This window comes from Streptomyces sporangiiformans, assembly GCF_005768555.2.
Classification (GTDB): domain Bacteria; phylum Actinomycetota; class Actinomycetes; order Streptomycetales; family Streptomycetaceae; genus Streptomyces; species Streptomyces sporangiiformans.
This window is the reverse complement of sequence record NZ_VCHX02000065.1, coordinates 25576-41745: the sequence shown is the minus strand read 5'-3', so window position 1 is coordinate 41745 and position 16170 is coordinate 25576. Positions and strand designations below refer to the sequence as shown.

The window sequence follows — 16170 nt, the reverse complement described above, 5'->3', positions numbered from 1 at the left end:
ATGGCCGCGACCCAGGTCGTCCAGTCCGAGTGGACCAAGATCCGGTCCGTGGCGTCCACCGTGTGGACACTGAGTCTCGCCGCGGTGGTCACCGTCGCGCTCGGCATGCTCATCTCGCTCCTGTCCGCGGACGAGTGGGCCACCATGAGCCCGCGCGAAAGGCTGTCCTTCGACCCCACGTTCATCAGTTTCGCGGGCATGAGTCTGGGCCAGCTGGCGATGATCGTGTTCGGCGTGCTCGTCGTCTCGAACGAGTACAGCACCGGCATGATCCGCACCTCGCTCGCGGCCGTCCCGCAACGCGGCACCTTCCTGTTCAGCAAGCTCGCGGTGGCGACCGCGCTCGCCTTCGTCGTCAGCCTCGCCACCAGCTTCGTCGCCTTCTTCCTCGGTCAGGCCATGCTCGGCGAGCACAGCGCCTCGCTCGGCGACGCGGGGGTACTGCGCGCGGTCCTCGGTGGCGGCCTCTACATGACGCTCATCGCGGTCTTCTCGATGGGGGTCGCGGCGATGCTGCGCAGCCCGATGCTCTCGCTCGGCATCCTGATGCCGTTCTTCTTCCTGATCTCCGCCATCCTGGGCAATGTCTCGGCGACCAAGAAGGTCGGACAGTTCCTCCCGGACCAGGCCGGCAGCAAGATCATGCAGGTGGTCGCTCCGGCCGACAACGACACCCCGTACGGGCCCTGGGGCGGCCTGGGGATCATGGTGCTGTGGGTGGCGGTGGCGCTCCTGGGCGGGTACACGCTGCTGAAGAAGCGGGACGCGTAGAGGTCGAGAGGGCCGGGGGGGGCGGGACGGGCAGATGGGGCCGGTCCGACCCGGGGGATTTTGCTCGCTCTTGTAGGGAACCGTCAGCTCCCGGTTATCCTCCTAACCCTTACGGGGGCGTGTGCCCGAAGTCCTGAACCTTTCGATGGGTGCGGAGAATGATCGAGGCAGTCGGCCTGACCAAGCGCTACGGCGCGAAGACGGCCGTGTACAACCTTTCTTTCCAGGTGCGGCCGGGTGCCGTCACCGGCTTCCTCGGGCCCAACGGGTCGGGCAAGTCGACGACGATGCGGATGATTCTCGGCCTGGACAACCCCACCTCGGGGCAGGTGACCATCGGCGGCTTCCCGTACCGGAAGCTGCCGAACGCGCCCCGGCAGGTCGGCGCGCTGCTCGACGCCAAGGCCGTGCACGGCGGCCGGCACGCCCGCAACCACCTGCTGTGCCTCGCTCAGCTGTCGGGCATCCCGGCCCGCCGCGTGGACGAGGTGCTCGGTGTCGTGGGTCTGCAGGACGTGGCGAAGAGGCGCTCCAAGGGCTTCTCGCTCGGCATGGGCCAGCGCCTCGGCATCGCGGCCGCGCTGCTCGGCGACCCGCAGGTGCTGCTCTTCGACGAGCCGGTCAACGGCCTCGACCCCGAGGGCATCCTGTGGGTGCGTAACCTCATGAAGTCCCTTGCCGCCGAGGGCCGTACGGTCTTCGTGTCCTCGCACCTGATGAGCGAGATGGCGCTGACCGCCGACCACCTGATCGTGATCGGGCGCGGTCAACTGCTCTCCGACATGAGCGTGAAGGACTTCATCTCCGCCAACTCCGCTGACTTCGCGCGCGTACGGACGCCCGACACCGAGCCGCAGCAGCGCGAGAAGCTGTCCGCCGCGCTGACCGAGGCGGGCGGCCAGGTGCTGCCCGAGCAGGACGGGGCGCTGCGCGTCACCGGTCTGCCGCTGCCCCGCATCAGCGACCTCGCGCACGGCGCCGACGTACGCCTGTGGGAACTGTCACCGCACCAGGCCTCGCTGGAGGAGGCGTACATGCGGATGACCCAGGGCGCCGTCGACTACCGCTCGACCATCGACCAGCGCTCGGGCCTCCAGCAGGAGATGCCGCCGGGCGCCATGCCGCCGCCGCAGATGCCGGTGGCCGGGCAGGGGCAGCCGGGCTGGTACGCCCCGCCGCCGCCCCAGCAGGGCGGGCAGCCGTTCGCGATGCCTCAGGGGCAGCCCGCCGGCCCGTACGGGGCTCCTGCCGCTCCCGCCGCGCCTGCCGCACCCGGCAGCACCGGCGGGCCGAACCCGTACGCCCAGGCCGCGCAGCCCTCCGCCGCTGCCGCGCAGCCCGCCGCCTCCGACCTGACCAAGCCCGAGGACGCCCGATGAGCACGCCCCAGCCCCCGATGCCGCAGCAGGCCGCACCCCAGCCCTCTATGCCGCCGCAGCAGGCCGCGCCCAACTGGCAGGCGGCGCCCGCCCCTTCGTACACCTCGCCGATCCCGATCGTCCGCACGCACCTGGGACACGCCCTCTCCTCGGAGTGGACGAAGATCAGGTCGGTGCGCTCCACGATGTGGACGCTCGGCGTCTTCGTCCTGCTCGTGGTCGGCATCGGCCTCGCCGCCGGCGCGGCCGTCTCCTCCTCCTCGCCGGACCTGTCCGGCGAGAACCCGCTGTCCCTTGGCTTCTTCGGGCTGCTCCTCGGCAGCATGTGCATCATCACGCTCGGCGTGCTGACCACCGCCTCCGAGTACGGCACGGGCATGATCCGGACCACGATGACCGCGTGCCCGAGCCGAGGACGGGTGCTGGCGGCGAAGGCGATCGTGTTCTTCGTGGTCGCTTTCGTGATCACGGTGGTGTCAGCCGCGTTCGTCGGTTTCGCCCAGGTGGCCATGCTGGACGGCACGGGCGCGGACGAGCCCACCGGCGACGACTGGCTGAAGGGCACCGTCGGGATCGGGCTCTACATCGCGCTGCTCGGACTGCTCTCACTCATCGTCGGATCGCTCGTCCGGCACTCGGCGGGCGCCATCACCATCATGATCGGAACGGTGCTCGCTCCGCTGGTCATCGCGATGTTCATGTTCTCGGAGTCGCTGAGCGACCTGCGCGACGCCCTCTTCGAGTACTCGATCCCGAACCAGCTCAGCGTCTTCTACGACAACTCGCTCAGCCGGTCCGGGCCGTCCGGCTGGGACCCGCTGTGGATCATTCTGGGCGTGACGGCCGTCGCGTTCGTCGCCGCTTACGCCCTGCTGGAGAAGCGGGACGTGTAGCGGACGTAGTGCGAGGACCTCAGAACCTCGGCCCGTTGCGGGACCGCTGCACCCGGGTGGTGCGGCGGTCCTTCGCGTTCCAGCACGCCTTGTGCCAGTGGCGGCGGTCGTCCACGCCCGCGTGCGCGGGCCAGGCCACCACGTGCGGGAGGCCGGAGGGGATCATCTGGTCGCAGCCCGGGCAGCGGTAGGTCTTGCCCTCGGCGCTCGCGCCCGCCACATGGCGCACGCTCCACTCGTCGCCCTGCCAGCTCTCCGTGGACTGCCAGCCGCCGTAGCGGTCGGTACGGTCCTCGCCCCCTCTCCGGCCGGACGAGTCGGCGCCCTTGGGACGATTGCGGCGCGGGGACACAGGACACCTCACGAGCTTTTACAGGGAGCACGGGCCGCCTCCAGCCTACGCGGGGCAACCGTGGGTAGACGTACCTCACCGAGCCCACAGAGCCGCCGCACGACCGGCTCACTTTGCAGACAATCCGCCAATCTCCCCGTCAAGCCGTGTCTTTGGCACGTGTCAGACGGTTATGCGGGTTGGGGGAGTCGCGTCGGCGCCAAGGAGGCAGGAGTGCGATGCGCGTAGGAAGCTTTGTACTGGCAGCCCAGTTCCCGGGGCAGGGCCAGGGGGAGGCGCTGCACCGCGCGGTGCGTTCGGCGGAGGTCGCCGAGGAGGCGGGGCTCGACACAATATGGCTGGCAGAGCACCACTTCGTGCCGTACGGGACGTGCCCGTCGGCGGTCACACTCGCCGCTTTGCTGCTCGGCCGCACCCGTCGCATCCGGGTCGGCACGGCGGTCAGCGTGCTGCCCACCGCACACCCCGTGGCGCTCGGCGAGCAGGCCGCGCTGCTGCACGTGACGTCCGGTGGACGGTTCTCGCTGGGAGTGGGACGCGGTGGGCCGTGGGTCGACCTGGAGGTCTTCGGGGCGGGCCTCGAGGCGTACGAGAAGGGGTTCCCGGAATCACTCGATCTGCTGGTTCGCTGGCTGCGCGAACCCTCCGTCGCGGGCGAGGGCAAGCGCTTCGCCTTCCGTGAAGTCCCCGTCGTCCCCAGGCCGTCGGAGGCCCTGACGGGCGGGGACGGGCCGGAGGTCGTCGTCGCCTGCACATCACCGGCGAGCGTCCGGCTGGCCGCCGAGCGCGGCCTGTCGATGCTGCTCGGCATGCATGTCGGGGACGAGGAGAAGGCGGAGATGGTCGCGCTGTGGCGCGCCTGCGCGCGGGCCGCGGGGCGCTCGTCCGACGAGATCGCGGGCGCGGCCCATGTCTCGGCCGGTGTCGCACAGATCGCGGACCGTCGCACCGACGCGGCCGAAGCGCTCCTCAAGGCGATGCCGGGCTGGCTGAAGCAGGGACTCGAAGCCCATGTGACGGTGGACGGCCGCGCCCGCGCGATGCGCGACCCGCTGGCCTACACCGAACTGCTCTGCGGCCTGCACCCGGTAGGCACCCCCCAACTGTGCGCCGACCGCCTGGCAGCCACCTCGGAACGCACGGGCATCACGCGCTTCGCTCTCCTCGTGGAGGGCTCGGGCGACCTGGCCGCCACGGAGGAGAACGTACGACGCCTGGGCGCCGAGGTACTGCCCCGCCTGCGGTGAACGGCCCCGCAGAACGGATCCACGGAACGGCCCCTCAGCGGGGCTGAACAGGCCGATGCCACGGGAAGCTTGCCGCCCCGGTACCAGATGCACCTCCCGCGTGCGGGGCGGCAAGCCATACGGCATCGCTGCGCTCAGCAGTCCCGGAACTCCGGAGACTGGTTCAGCAGTTGGCTGCGCACCGAGGTGAAGCGCGTCAGGGTGTCGTCCACCGACCCGTCCAGCGGGAACACGGCCACCCGGTGGCAGTTCTGGAAGGCCAGCCGCACTCCGAAGTGCCGCTGCAGCGCACCGCGTATCGCGTCGCTCGCGAGCGCACGCAGCAGCTGGCCACGTGCCTGCTCGTCCGGTGGCGGTGTCTGGTTGTCGGCGAACGGGCCGCCGTCCACCTTCAGCTGGGCCACCAGGGAGCTGATCATCTCCCATGCATAGGGCAGGGAGGTCCGGACGCAGTCGACGAATTCCGCTTCGTCGACCTCGCCTCGCTCGGCCTTTTCGAGTAGGGCCGGTGAGACGTCCAGCGACATGGGTTCTCCTCTCGCACCCCCTCTCGCCAGAGGGGGTTGACTGACAGGGAGGGAGGCCGACCATCGAACACGCTGCGTATACGCACCGCGACCTCCCGTTTATACGGTAGGCAACTGTTCTTGATCGCACCAGGACATCTGGAACACAGACAGGGCCCAATGTGCACACAACCGGCCACTTCCGAACAGCACTTGCCACAGGCAATTGGGCACGACGCGACGATTCGGGTTCAGGGGAGAGAGGTGGCAAAGGGAGAGGTAATGGGTGCGAACCGGAGCTTCTCCACGGGGCGATGGGGCGTCGCCGGTAGGCGAATCGCGCGGACCGCCACCCGTCGAGTAGCGTTGCCGACCATGCGTCTCGTCATTGCCCGCTGCTCCGTCGACTACGCCGGCCGGCTCACCGCTCATCTCCCGTCGGCGCCCCGCCTCGTCCTGGTGAAGGCGGACGGCAGTGTCTCGATCCATGCGGACGACCGGGCCTACAAGCCCCTCAACTGGATGTCTCCGCCCTGCACCGTGAAGGAGGGGCCGGGAGACGACGGGGACACGGCAGCCGTGTGGACCGTCAGCAACAAGGCAGGCGAGAAACTCATCATCACGATGGAGGAGATCCTCCACGACTCCTCGCACGAGCTCGGCGTGGACCCCGGCCTGATCAAGGATGGCGTGGAAGCACACCTCCAGGAGCTGCTCGCCGACCGCATCGAGACCCTCGGCGAGGGCTACTCGCTGATCCGCCGCGAGTACATGACGGCCATCGGTCCCGTGGACATCCTCTGCCGGGACGCCGAAGGACAGACCGTCGCCGTGGAGATCAAGCGGCGCGGCGAGATCGACGGCGTGGAGCAACTGACGCGGTATCTGGACCTGTTGAACCGCGACCCGCACCTCGCGCCGGTACGCGGCATCTTCGCGGCCCAGGAGATCAAGCCGCAGGCCCGCGTACTCGCCACCGACCGCGGCATCGGCTGCACGGTGCTCGACTACGACGCCCTGCGCGGCATCGAGGACGACAAGCTGCGGTTGTTCTGACCGCTTTACGGGCGACGGGCCCCTCTGCCCCCCTCCGCCCCCTCTGCCCGTCTGACCCCTGAGACGACGAAAGGGCCGGGTCCCTCGACAGGACCCGGCCCTCTGCCATGTGCTCGTGGTCAGATCACCGTCGGCGTATCGGCCGTATCGGATCCGCTCGGCGACCCCGGCGCGTCGCTGTCCGCCGGGCCGCTCGCGGAGCTGCTCACTGCCGGGCTGGAAGCCGGTGCGCTGGGGGCCGGGCCACTGGCCGAGTCCGAGGTCTCCGGGGACGACGGGGGGTCCGACGGCTCCGGGCTGGACGCCGGTGGACTCGACGGCGGCCTCGGCGAGGACGGCGGCGGGCTCGACGGCGGCCTCGGGCTGGACGGCGGCGGGCTCGACGGCGGCTTCGGCGAGGACGGTGGCTTCGACGTCGACTGGGGCGGGTCACTCGGGTCCTTCGACCCGCTCGGGGCGTCCGACGGCTCCCCGCCCGTACCGCTCGACGGCGTCGGGTCGTCCGCGGTGCCCAGCACACCGTCCTCCCCCGGGTCCGTCGGACGGCTCGTCGAACCCGCGTCGCCGCCGTCCTTCCTCGGCTCGTCCGCGCCGAGGCCGCCGCCGCCCTCGCCCGCGCTCGCCGACGGGTTGACGCCGACCTTCTCCGACGGAGTGTTGTCGTTGTTCGAGGTCGCGCCGAGCGTCACCACCGTGCCGAGCACGGCGACGAGGAGCGCGCCCGCGCTCGCGGCCACCAGATTGCGCCGGGTGCCGCTCACCAGACGCTTGACGCCACCCGGGCGCGGCTGCGAGGACGGCCCGGTCCGGTGCGTGACCAACGTCGAGGGATCGCCGAACTGTTGGGGCGGCTGGACCGGTGGGACCGCGGCAAACGCGGCCGGTACGCCACCGGGAGGCGACGCCGACTCCTCGTAACGCGCGCCGGACACCTCCTCGCCCGCCGGAGAGCCCAGCCCGCTCGGCGTGACTCCGGAGCGGTCGGCGACCAGTGCCAGGGCTCGCCGGCCGGCGACCGTGCCGCGCTTGTCGGCAAGGGCGCCACGCAGCCCGATGGAGGCCTCCAACTCGGCCCGGGCCCGCTCGAACTGTCCGTCGCAGAGGGCGAGTATGCCCAACTCGTGGTGGAAGTAGGCCTGATCGGGGACCTCACCGGTGAGCCGGGACGCCTCTGCACCGCAGCGCAGCGCGCGCTCCCAGGCGCTCCAGTGCAACCCCGCGGCCAACGCGGGCGCGGCCGAGCGCGCCAGCCGCACGGCGACGCTCTCCTCCTCCTCGTCGTCGGCCGGTGGCACGCTGACCGGCACCAGGGCGGTCAGCGCCGCGAGCACGGCGTCCGCCTCGGCGGCGACCCGCTCCGGGGTGACCGACGGATGCCCCGTCCACCAGGCATAGTGCTCGGCCGCGGCGCGCACTTTTTCCCCGGCATCGGACGCGAACCCGACCGCCTCCAGCTGGGTCTGCACGCCGGCCGCGAGCCGGTAGTGCGAGCCGACCGGCGTGACGAGCGCGCAGCCGACGAGCTCCGCGAGCGCGGCGTCCGCGTGCGTGTCCCCGACCAGCGCGGGCAGATGCGCCTGGTGCGGCACCTCGCCGCCCAGCGCGACCGCGAACCGCAGCGTGCTGCGCGCCGACTCGCTGAGCCGGGACGCGAGCAGCTCCGCGGGCGCGGCGCCCTCGGCGAGCGACGGCAGCGGTACGTCGTGGCCGTCCTCGGCGTCGAAGGGCGCGTCCACGGGAGCGTCCTCGAAGTACCCGAACTCGTCGAAGGCGTTCGGGTCGGCGCGCAGTTGGTCGCGCTGCCGCAGCAGCGCGCCGGCCTGCACGAAGCGCAGCGGCAGCCCTTCGGACTCGAACCAGAGGTCGCCCGCCCAGTCCGCCTCGTTGTCGGTCAGTACGCGTCCGACGGCCCGCTCGAGCAGTTCGAGCCCGCCGGCGCGGCCGAGACCGCCGAGGAACACCTCTTCGAGGAGGGAATCGGCGGACGGCGCGGCGACATCGGGCGTCGCGGAGATCAAGAAGGCACACTCGGGCGTCGCGTCGAGCAGTTCGTCCAGCGCGCTGCCGCCGAACTCCACGTCGTCGAGGATGACGACCGCGCCGATCTCGCGGACGAGCGTGAGCAGTTCGTCCTGTTCCGGCCGGTACAGCGGGGCGCTGTAGACGGACGCGAAGAGGTCACGCAGCAGATCGTTCGCCGTGCGGCGGTGTCCGCTGAGGCGCACGACACCGTCGGGCGCGAGGTCCGCGCAGTCGTCGGCGACGGCGTCGAGGAGCACGGTGCGGCCCGAGCCCGAGGGCCCGGTCAGCCGTACGGAGCGCCCGCGCGCAAGCAGGCGTACAAGCCGCTCACGCTCCTCCTGACGCTCCAGGAGCGGCAGCCTGGGCTGGGCCGGCCCGGGTGGTACGGGCGGCCGCGAGGCGCGGGCCTGTTCGGCGCGCTCGGCGGGCGTGAACCTGGTGGGCGTTCCCGGCCGCTCTCCCGGTGGGCAGAGCTCTATCTCACTGCCGTCGACGGGGTTGACGGTGAGCAGGTAGTCGCCCGACACCAGCTGGACGGTGCGGGCCAGTGCCGACGCCTGCTGGGCGTTTCCCTGCCCCAGGGCGTACGTGATCGGATCGCGCGGCGGGCGCTGGCGAGGCGCCTGGCCGTCATCGTCATGGCCGTACTCTTCGGGTCCCCGGTTCGTCGGGTCCATAGGTCCAAGCCCCCCAAAAGCGTCGTGTGCCGAGCCCCTCCCGGCCTTGCCGCACACTGCGCTGTCGCTTCTGGTCCGGTGCCCGCTCATGGGTTTGTGGAGCGGCGGGCAGCCGAACCTTAAACCTTTTCTCAGTATCTACGAACACAGGGGGTACGGAGCCGTCCGAGACGTCACAGCTTCGTGAGGATTGCGCTTGCCGCACGTTTCACCTGGCGGGCGGCGGCCCGGGGCCCTCACTCCGGGCCTTCAGACCCGAGGCAGCGACTCCACCCCGATGCCACCCTCGATCGCCAGGATCCGGTGCAACCGGGTCGCCACCAGCAGGCGTTGCATTTGCGGCGGTACGCCGCGCAGCACAAGCGTCCGGCCGCACCGCCCCGCCCGCCGGTGGGCCCCCATGATGACACCGAGCCCGGTGGCGTCCCAGGAGTCCAGCTCTGACAGGTCGAGCACCAGGTCGCCGGCTCCGTCGTCGACAGCCGAGTGCAGGACCGTACGGGCGTCCGCCGCGCTGACTACGTCGAGGCGGCCCCCGACGACCAGCTCGGCGTGGTCGCCCCTGATGTGCATATGCGCTCCCCGAGAGTGCGTTTCGTGCTCCGCGTCTTCCGAACGTCTTCCGTGTCCTGTGTTGTGCCAGGACTGACTGCCTTACAGGGGCAGAAGTTGCCCTCTGTAAGCGAACCGATACCGAAATCACTCCGAAGGGTGACGGCAGTACAGGCCGACACAAAGTCAGTACGTGTAGAAGCCCTGCCCGCTCTTGCGACCGATGTCACCGGCATCCACCATGCGGCGCATCAGTTCCGGCGGGGCGAACTTCTCGTCCTGGGACTCCGTGTAGATGTTGCTCGTGGCGTGCAGCAGGATGTCGACGCCCGTCAGGTCGGCGGTGGCGAGCGGCCCCATGGCATGGCCGAAGCCCAGCTTGCAGGCGAGGTCGATGTCCTCTGCGGTGGCCACGCCCGACTCGTAGAGCTTGGCCGCCTCGACGACGAGCGCCGAGATGAGCCGCGTCGTGACAAAGCCGGCCACGTCGCGGTTGACGACGATGCAGGTCTTGCCGACGGATTCGGCGAACGCCCGCGCGGTGGCGAGGGTTTCGTCGCTCGTCTTGTAGCCGCGCACGAGTTCGCACAGCTGCATCATGGGGACCGGCGAGAAGAAGTGGACGCCGACGACCCGCTCCGGACGCTCGGTGGCCGCCGCGATCTTGGTGATCGGGATGGCGGAGGTGTTGGACGCGAGCACGGTCTCGTCCCGCACCAGCTTGTCGAGCGTGCGGAAGATCTCGTGCTTGACTTCCAGCTTCTCGAAGACGGCCTCGACGACGATGTCCGCGTCGGCGGCCGCGTCCAGGTCGGTGGTCGCGGTGATCCGGCCGAGTGCGGCCTCCGCCTCGGCGGCGTCCAGCTTCCCCTTGCCGACGAACTTGTCGTACGAGGCCTTGATGCCGTCGGTGCCACGGGTCAGTGCCTCATCGGTGACATCGCGCAGGACGACGTCCCAGCCCGCCTGCGCGGATACCTGGGCAATACCGGAACCCATGAGCCCCGCCCCGATGACGGCAAGCTTCCGTGCCACAGTCCGACTCCCTAACACGCCGTTTATATGTCCCTCTCCGGCGGACCTTAGCGCTCGTGAGGGGCTGTGTGACCGGTAAGTAATGCGCGTCACGTCTCATCTGACGGACGTCACACCGGCAGCACTCATTCCGCCGCCCGTACGGCGTAGTTGAGGACCTTCTCACTCAAAAGGTCTTCCATGTCGTCGAGAAGGCCGAGGGCTTCGCGGGACACTTCGGCGGGCTTGCCACCGGCGACCATCGCGCGCCCGATCATGGCCATGAGGGTGGACTGCACCCAGGCGAGCTGACCGGCGACCAGGGTGGGCATCGGGTCGCTCTCGCCCGCGCCCGTCTCCTCGCGCAGTGTCGCCTCCAGCCTGTCGAGCACCTCCTGCTGGATGTACCAGAGACGGGCCTTGAGCCCGGCCGCGCCATGGATCACCTTCATGAACCGGTCGTAGCCCTCCATCAGGCCGATCCGGGGGGATACCGCCTCGACCTCCGCGCGCAGCTCTCGCAGCACGGCGGCACCCGCCGACTCGCCCACGTCCCGGGCCCGCACACAGCGCGAGAGCTTGCCGACGACACCCTCGACACGGTCCAGAAACAGGTCTTCCTTGCTGGGGAAGTAGTTGTAGACCGTATTGACCGAGACGTCCGCCGCCTCCGCGATCTCCGCGATCGTCACCGCGTCGAAGCCGCGCTCCAGGAACAGACCGGTCGCCACGTCGGAGATGTACTGCCTGGTCTGGCGCTTCTTCCGCTCCCTGAGCCCCTCTGCCATGCCCTCATCGTAGCGCTCGCTGGACTCCCTTAAAATTTGGGGTCGTTGCAAAATTTCAGTGACTCTGTTTTTCTTGTGGGCATGGCAATCATCAGTACGGCCGGCCTGGCCCGGACCTTCCAGACGAAACGCGGCCCGGTGGAGGCGGTACGGGGCATCGACCTCACCGTCCGGCCGGGCGAGATCCTGGGCTTCCTCGGCCCCAACGGCGCCGGCAAGACGACCACCCTCCGGATGCTCACCACGCTGCTCGCCCCCACCGGCGGCGCCGCCACCGTCGCGGGCTGCGACCTGGCCCGCGACCCCGGCGGCGTACGCGAGAAGACCGGCTACGTCGCCCAGTCCGGCGGCGTCGACCCGACCATCTCCGTACGCGAGGAACTGGTCACCCAGGGGCGCCTCTATCGCCTGACGAAACCTCAGGCGGCCGCGCGCGCCGAGGAGTTGGCGGGCCAACTGCATCTGACCGAGCTCCTGGACCGCAAGTGCGCCGCGCTCTCCGGCGGGCAACGCCGCCGGCTGGACATCGCGATGGGCCTGATGCACCGGCCCGAGGTGCTCTTCCTCGACGAGCCGACGACCGGTCTCGACCCGGGAAGCCGCGCCGACCTGTGGGACCTGGTGCGGCGGCTGCGCGACGAGTACGGCACCACGGTCTTCCTCACCACGCACTACCTCGACGAGGCAGACGCGCTCGCCGACCGTCTGGTGATCGTGGACAAGGGCACGGTCGTCGCCGAGGGCACGCCGAGCGCACTCAAGCTCACGTACGCCGGGTCGGTCGACGCCACGCTCCAGGACGCCTTCCTCGCCATCACCGGGCGCGGCCCCGCGCCCCAGGACCAGACTCCCGTCGCCGTCTAGCCCTCCCCAGGACTCACAGGACATCTCATGCTGCTGCACGACATCGCGCTGGTCTTCGGCCGATACGCCCGCCAGACCCTGCGCTCCAGGTTCCAGATGCTCTTCGGCATCCTCATGCCGCTGCTCTACCTGCTCTTCTTCGGACCGCTGCTCACCGATCTGCCCCTCGGCTCACACGGGTCGTCGTGGCAGGTCCTGGTCCCGGGGCTGCTGCTTCAGCTCGGCCTGTTCGGCGCCGCCTTCAGCGGTTTCGCGGTCATCATCGAGAAGCAGACCGGAGTGCTCGAGCGGATGCGGGTGACGCCGGTCAGCCGGCTGGCCCTGCTGCTCGGGCGGGTACTGCGCGACGCCCTGCTCTTCGTCTTCCAGTCCGTGCTGCTGGTGCTGGCGGCGATGGCGATGGGCCTGCGCGCGCCCCTGGCCGGCGTCCTGATCGGCTTCGCCTTCGTGGGGCTGCTCTCCATGTCGCTCGCCGCGCTCTCGTGCGCGTTCGCGATGACCGTGCAGACCCCGGTGGAGTTCGGTCCGGTGATCAACTCGATCGCGATGCCATCGATGCTGCTGTCCGGGCTGATGCTGCCGATGGCCCTGGCCCCGGGCTGGCTGGACGTGCTCTCACGCTTCATGCCGGTGCGCTATCTGGTGGACGCGATGCGGGACGCGTACGTCGGCGAGTACGCGACCTCCTCCATGCTGTACGGCGTGATCGTGGCCCTCTGCTTCGCGACGCTCGCCGTGACAGTGGGCACACGAGTGTTCCGGAAGGCCGGAGCGTAACTACGCTGGTCACATGGTCAATCTGACGCGCATCTACACCAGGACCGGCGACCAGGGCACCACCGCCCTCGGCGACATGAGCCGGGTCGCCAAGACCGATCTGCGGATCGCGGCGTACGCCGACGCGAACGAGGCGAACGCGGTCATCGGCACGGCGATCGCCCTGGGCGGGCTGGGCGAGGACGTCGTCAAGATCCTCACCCGCGTCCAGAACGACCTCTTCGACGTGGGCGCGGACCTCTCCACTCCGGTCGTGGAGAACCCGCAGTTCCCGCCCCTGCGCGTGGAGCAGTTCTACATCGACAAGCTGGAGGCGGACTGCGACCGCTTCCTCGCCGAACTGGAGAAACTGCGCTCCTTCATCCTGCCCGGGGGCACCCCCGGTGCCGCACTGCTGCACCAGGCGTGCACGGTCGTGCGGCGGGCGGAGCGGTCGACGTGGGCGGCGCTGGAGGTGCACGGCGAGGTGATGAACCCGCTCACGGCGACCTATCTGAACCGGCTGTCGGACCTACTGTTCGTCCTTGCGCGGACGGCCAACAAGGACGTCGGGGACGTGCTCTGGGTCCCGGGCGGGGAGCGCTGACTTCTCTCCGTACGGAGCCTTCTTCGGGAACAGCGTGTAGTTGAGCCCGATGACGACGTTGATGCCGATCACGAACAGCATCCTCGTCTGCCAGGTGCGCAGCGAGCCGGTATCGCCGTCGGAGCCGATGTACCAGATCGCGGCCTGGAGCAGCGCCAGCGCGACCACCGCCGCGGTGATCCAGCGGCCCGCGACCCGCCACTCGTGGACCGCGCGGGCCGCCCCGTACTTCGGCGGCCTGACCGGCGGCGGTCCGCCCGCGAAACGGTGGGCGACCCAGGCATCGGCCCATTTGATCGTGGAGTGCCCGAGGCCCACCGTGAAGCCGATGTAGACGGCGGCGACACCGTGCTTCCAGTCGGGATCCGCGCCGTCCTTGAGGTCGATCGCGGTGACGGCGAACAGCACGACTTCGAGCAGTGGTTCGCACAGCAGCAGCGCGAGCCCCGTCCGCGGCATCTTGAACAGATAGCGCGCGGCCAGGCCCGCGGCCAAGAGCACCCAGAAGGCGACTTCGCAGGCGATGATGAGTGTGACGATCACAGCTCGCTCCTCTCGGTCACCACTCCAGGCTCCCGGCGCCGCTCGGCCGACGCGTCGTCGCGAGTGACGAAACGCCACTGCATCCTTCGATGTAGCCGCAGACCGTCCCCCGGCATCACGCGACGGGCGCATACGCCGTGTTGGATGGACGCATGGCCGTACGACTCCCCCGCCCCCACCGCGACGATTTACGGATCGCGGTCGGGGGCCTGCTCGGTGGGCTCATCCTGTACGGCGTCGGGCTCGGCACCCGCGCCGACCAGCCGATGGTCCTGTGGCCCGACAGCCGGGTGCTGCTACTGCCGCTCGTGGTGATGGCGGGCTGCGAGCTGCTGCGCCGGTCCATGCCGCGCACGGCCCTGCTGATCGGCACGGTCGCAGTGACCGCCGATCTCCTTACGCGGGGCAGCCTGGCCACGGTCCTGATGTTCACCGACCTCGTGTACGCGGCGGTGGTGTACGGCCCCCCGGCCTCCGCCCGGCGCATCCCCTGGATCGCCGGGCTGCTCACGGTGGCCGGCACGGTGGTGCCCACCGCGGTCTTGCGCGTGCCCGAGGCCCTGCTGATCGGCGTGGCGGTCGGTGTGGTGGCGTTGGGCCCCGCCGCCACCGGCTGGATCATCCGCAACCACCGCGACACCGCCGCAGCGGAGCGCCTGCGCGCCGAACAGACCGCCCTGCTCGCCGAGATCGACCGCACCCAGGCCGTCACCGCCGAACGCGCTCGGATGGCAAGGGAGTTGCACGACATGGTGGCCAACCACCTGTCCGCGATCGCCATCCACTCCACGGCCGCGCTCTCGCTCGACGACCCGGGCACCTCGAAGGAGGCCCTCGCCGTCATCCGCGAGAACAGCGTCGAGGGGCTCGCCGAGATGCGGCGGCTGATCGGCATACTCCGGGACGACAGCGGCGAGACGGAGCCGGCCGCGGCGCCCACCCTCGACGGCCTCGGCGCACTGGTGGAGGGCGCCCGCGCCAACGGCCTCGACGTCTCGCTCGACACCACGCACGGCAAGCTCCCCGCGCCGGTCGGGCTCGCCGCCTACCGGATCGTCCAGGAGTCCCTGACCAACGCCCTCAAGCACGCCTCCCCCGGCCGGGTCCTCGTGGCGCTGACCCAGCGGGACGGCTCGCTCTCGGTACGGGTGACCAGCCCGTACGGCGATCGTGACGCGCCACGGGCACCCGGCTCGGGCGCCGGGCTCGTCGGCATGCGCGAGCGGATCGCGCTGCTGGGCGGCAGCTTCGAAGCCGGCCCCGAGAGCGCGCCGGGCGGCAAGATCTGGACCGTACACGCCACATTGCCGACCACCCTGGGAGGGACCGAATGATCCGCGTGCTCGTCGCCGAGGACCAGTCCGCCGTACGGGCAGGGCTCGTCCTGATCCTGCGCAGCGCGCCCGACATCGAGGTCGTCGGCGAGGCAGCCGACGGCGAACAGGCGGTCACGCTTGCGCGTGAACTCCGGCCCGATCTGGTGCTGATGGATGTGCAGATGCCCCGCCTCGACGGCGTCTCCGCGACCCGTGAGGTGGTCGGCGAGAGTCTCGCCGATGTGCTGGTGCTGACCACCTTCGACCTCGACGAGTACGTCTTCGGCGCCTTGCGGGCCGGCGCCGCCGGGTTCCTGCTCAAGAACACGGACGCGCAGGACCTGCTCGCGGCGGTGCGGACGGTGGCTCGCGGTGAAGGGCTGATCGCGCCCGCGGTGACCCGGCGGCTGATCGCCGAGTTCGCTGCGAAGCCGGTACGAGAGCCGGGGACGGACCCGTCGGTGCTGGACTCCCTCACCCGCCGCGAGCGCGAGGTGCTGTCCTGCCTCGGCGGCGGGCTGTCCAACGCCGAGATCGCGGACCGGCTGGCGATGGCCGAGGCGACCGTGAAGACCCACGTCAGCAGGCTCCTCGGCAAGCTCGAACTGCGCAGCCGGGTCCAGGCGGCCGTGCTGGCACAGGAGTTGGGTGTCTGACCAGGGGGCGGAGCCCCGGGCCGACTGAGCGAGGGCGGCGGGCACCCGGGCCGACTGATCCGGGGCGGGCGCACGGGCTGACTGATCACAGTCACTGGTCCAGACCTATTGACCGATGGTCCAGACCTTTCTATTCTCGCGGCACTGCGCTCACGCATGCACCAACAACCT

16 protein-coding genes and 1 pseudogene are annotated in these 16170 nt (G+C 70.3%); 10 read left to right on the top strand and 7 right to left on the bottom strand.

Annotated features, from left to right (window positions below; genetic code table 11):
* From FGD71_RS06015 to FGD71_RS06005, 3 genes are all read left to right on the top strand, one after another.
* Complete coding sequence (locus FGD71_RS06015; RefSeq protein ID WP_119099333.1) at window positions 1-771, top strand: ABC transporter permease; 771 nt, start codon at window positions 1-3, stop codon at window positions 769-771.
* 158 nt (window positions 772-929) lie between these two features.
* A complete protein-coding gene (locus FGD71_RS06010) occupies window positions 930-2150 on the top strand; it encodes an ABC transporter ATP-binding protein (RefSeq protein ID WP_119099332.1) in 1221 nt (406 codons plus the stop codon).
* Complete coding sequence (locus FGD71_RS06005) at window positions 2147-3043, top strand: ABC transporter permease (protein ID WP_119099331.1); 897 nt, start codon at window positions 2147-2149, stop codon at window positions 3041-3043. Before FGD71_RS06010 ends, FGD71_RS06005 begins: the two co-directional genes overlap by 4 nt.
* 19 nt (window positions 3044-3062) lie before the next feature.
* On the opposite strand, the gene FGD71_RS06000 is transcribed toward FGD71_RS06005, so the two are convergent.
* Window positions 3063-3395 (bottom strand): ATP/GTP-binding protein, encoded by a 333-nt coding sequence (locus FGD71_RS06000; protein WP_119099330.1) that lies wholly within the window; start codon window positions 3393-3395, stop codon window positions 3063-3065.
* Window positions 3396-3613: 218 nt separating this feature from the next.
* Here FGD71_RS06000 and FGD71_RS05995 point away from each other — a divergent pair, with 218 nt between their 5' ends.
* A complete protein-coding gene (locus FGD71_RS05995; RefSeq protein WP_119099329.1) occupies window positions 3614-4642 on the top strand; it encodes an LLM class flavin-dependent oxidoreductase in 1029 nt (342 codons plus the stop codon).
* A 134-nt stretch (window positions 4643-4776) separates the two neighbouring features.
* Here FGD71_RS05995 and FGD71_RS05990 read toward each other — a convergent pair whose 3' ends face one another.
* A complete protein-coding gene (locus tag FGD71_RS05990) occupies window positions 4777-5169 on the bottom strand; it encodes an SCO5389 family protein (RefSeq protein WP_119099328.1) in 393 nt (130 codons plus the stop codon).
* Window positions 5170-5523: 354 nt separating this feature from the next.
* On the opposite strand from FGD71_RS05990, the gene nucS reads away from it, so the two are divergent.
* On the top strand, window positions 5524-6204 hold the full coding sequence (nucS, locus tag FGD71_RS05985) for an endonuclease NucS (RefSeq protein WP_119099327.1): 681 nt from the start codon (window positions 5524-5526) through the stop codon (window positions 6202-6204).
* Between the two features lie 119 nt (window positions 6205-6323).
* Here the strand turns inward: nucS and FGD71_RS05980 are convergent, their stop codons facing one another.
* The 4 genes from FGD71_RS05980 to FGD71_RS05965 form a co-directional block, all read right to left on the bottom strand.
* A complete protein-coding gene (locus FGD71_RS05980; RefSeq protein WP_119099326.1) occupies window positions 6324-8903 on the bottom strand; it encodes an ATP-binding protein in 2580 nt (859 codons plus the stop codon).
* A gap of 249 nt (window positions 8904-9152) precedes the next feature.
* Window positions 9153-9476: an STAS domain-containing protein gene (locus FGD71_RS05975; protein ID WP_119099325.1), complete on the bottom strand. Its 324-nt coding sequence runs from the start codon at window positions 9474-9476 to the stop codon at window positions 9153-9155.
* A 165-nt stretch (window positions 9477-9641) separates the two neighbouring features.
* Window positions 9642-10490, bottom strand: a complete 849-nt coding sequence (locus FGD71_RS05970; RefSeq protein ID WP_119099324.1) for a 3-hydroxyacyl-CoA dehydrogenase family protein — start codon at window positions 10488-10490, stop codon at window positions 9642-9644.
* A 125-nt stretch (window positions 10491-10615) separates the two neighbouring features.
* Complete coding sequence (locus FGD71_RS05965) at window positions 10616-11257, bottom strand: TetR/AcrR family transcriptional regulator (protein ID WP_119099323.1); 642 nt, start codon at window positions 11255-11257, stop codon at window positions 10616-10618.
* A 162-nt stretch (window positions 11258-11419) separates the two neighbouring features.
* Between FGD71_RS05965 and FGD71_RS05960 the strand changes: the two are divergent.
* From FGD71_RS05960 to FGD71_RS05950, 3 genes and pseudogenes are all read left to right on the top strand, one after another.
* Window positions 11420-12121: pseudogene (locus FGD71_RS05960) on the top strand (ABC transporter ATP-binding protein); the annotation flags it as partial.
* Between the two features lie 27 nt (window positions 12122-12148).
* The gene (locus FGD71_RS05955) at window positions 12149-12898 is read left to right on the top strand and encodes an ABC transporter permease (protein ID WP_119099321.1); all 750 of its coding nucleotides are present in this window, start codon (window positions 12149-12151) and stop codon (window positions 12896-12898) included.
* A 13-nt stretch (window positions 12899-12911) separates the two neighbouring features.
* A complete protein-coding gene (locus tag FGD71_RS05950) occupies window positions 12912-13484 on the top strand; it encodes a cob(I)yrinic acid a,c-diamide adenosyltransferase (RefSeq protein WP_119099320.1) in 573 nt (190 codons plus the stop codon).
* Here FGD71_RS05950 and FGD71_RS05945 read toward each other — a convergent pair.
* A complete protein-coding gene (locus tag FGD71_RS05945) occupies window positions 13410-14027 on the bottom strand; it encodes a hypothetical protein (RefSeq protein ID WP_119099319.1) in 618 nt (205 codons plus the stop codon). The genes FGD71_RS05950 and FGD71_RS05945 overlap by 75 nt on opposite strands.
* A gap of 152 nt (window positions 14028-14179) precedes the next feature.
* Here FGD71_RS05945 and FGD71_RS05940 point away from each other — a divergent pair, with 152 nt between their 5' ends.
* Both FGD71_RS05940 and FGD71_RS05935 read left to right on the top strand, forming a co-directional pair.
* The gene (locus FGD71_RS05940; RefSeq protein ID WP_119099318.1) at window positions 14180-15361 is read left to right on the top strand and encodes a sensor histidine kinase; all 1182 of its coding nucleotides are present in this window, start codon (window positions 14180-14182) and stop codon (window positions 15359-15361) included.
* Window positions 15358-15999 (top strand): response regulator, encoded by a 642-nt coding sequence (locus FGD71_RS05935; protein ID WP_119099317.1) that lies wholly within the window; start codon window positions 15358-15360, stop codon window positions 15997-15999. The genes FGD71_RS05940 and FGD71_RS05935 overlap by 4 nt, the downstream gene beginning before the upstream one ends.
* Window positions 16000-16170: the final 171 nt, after the last annotated feature.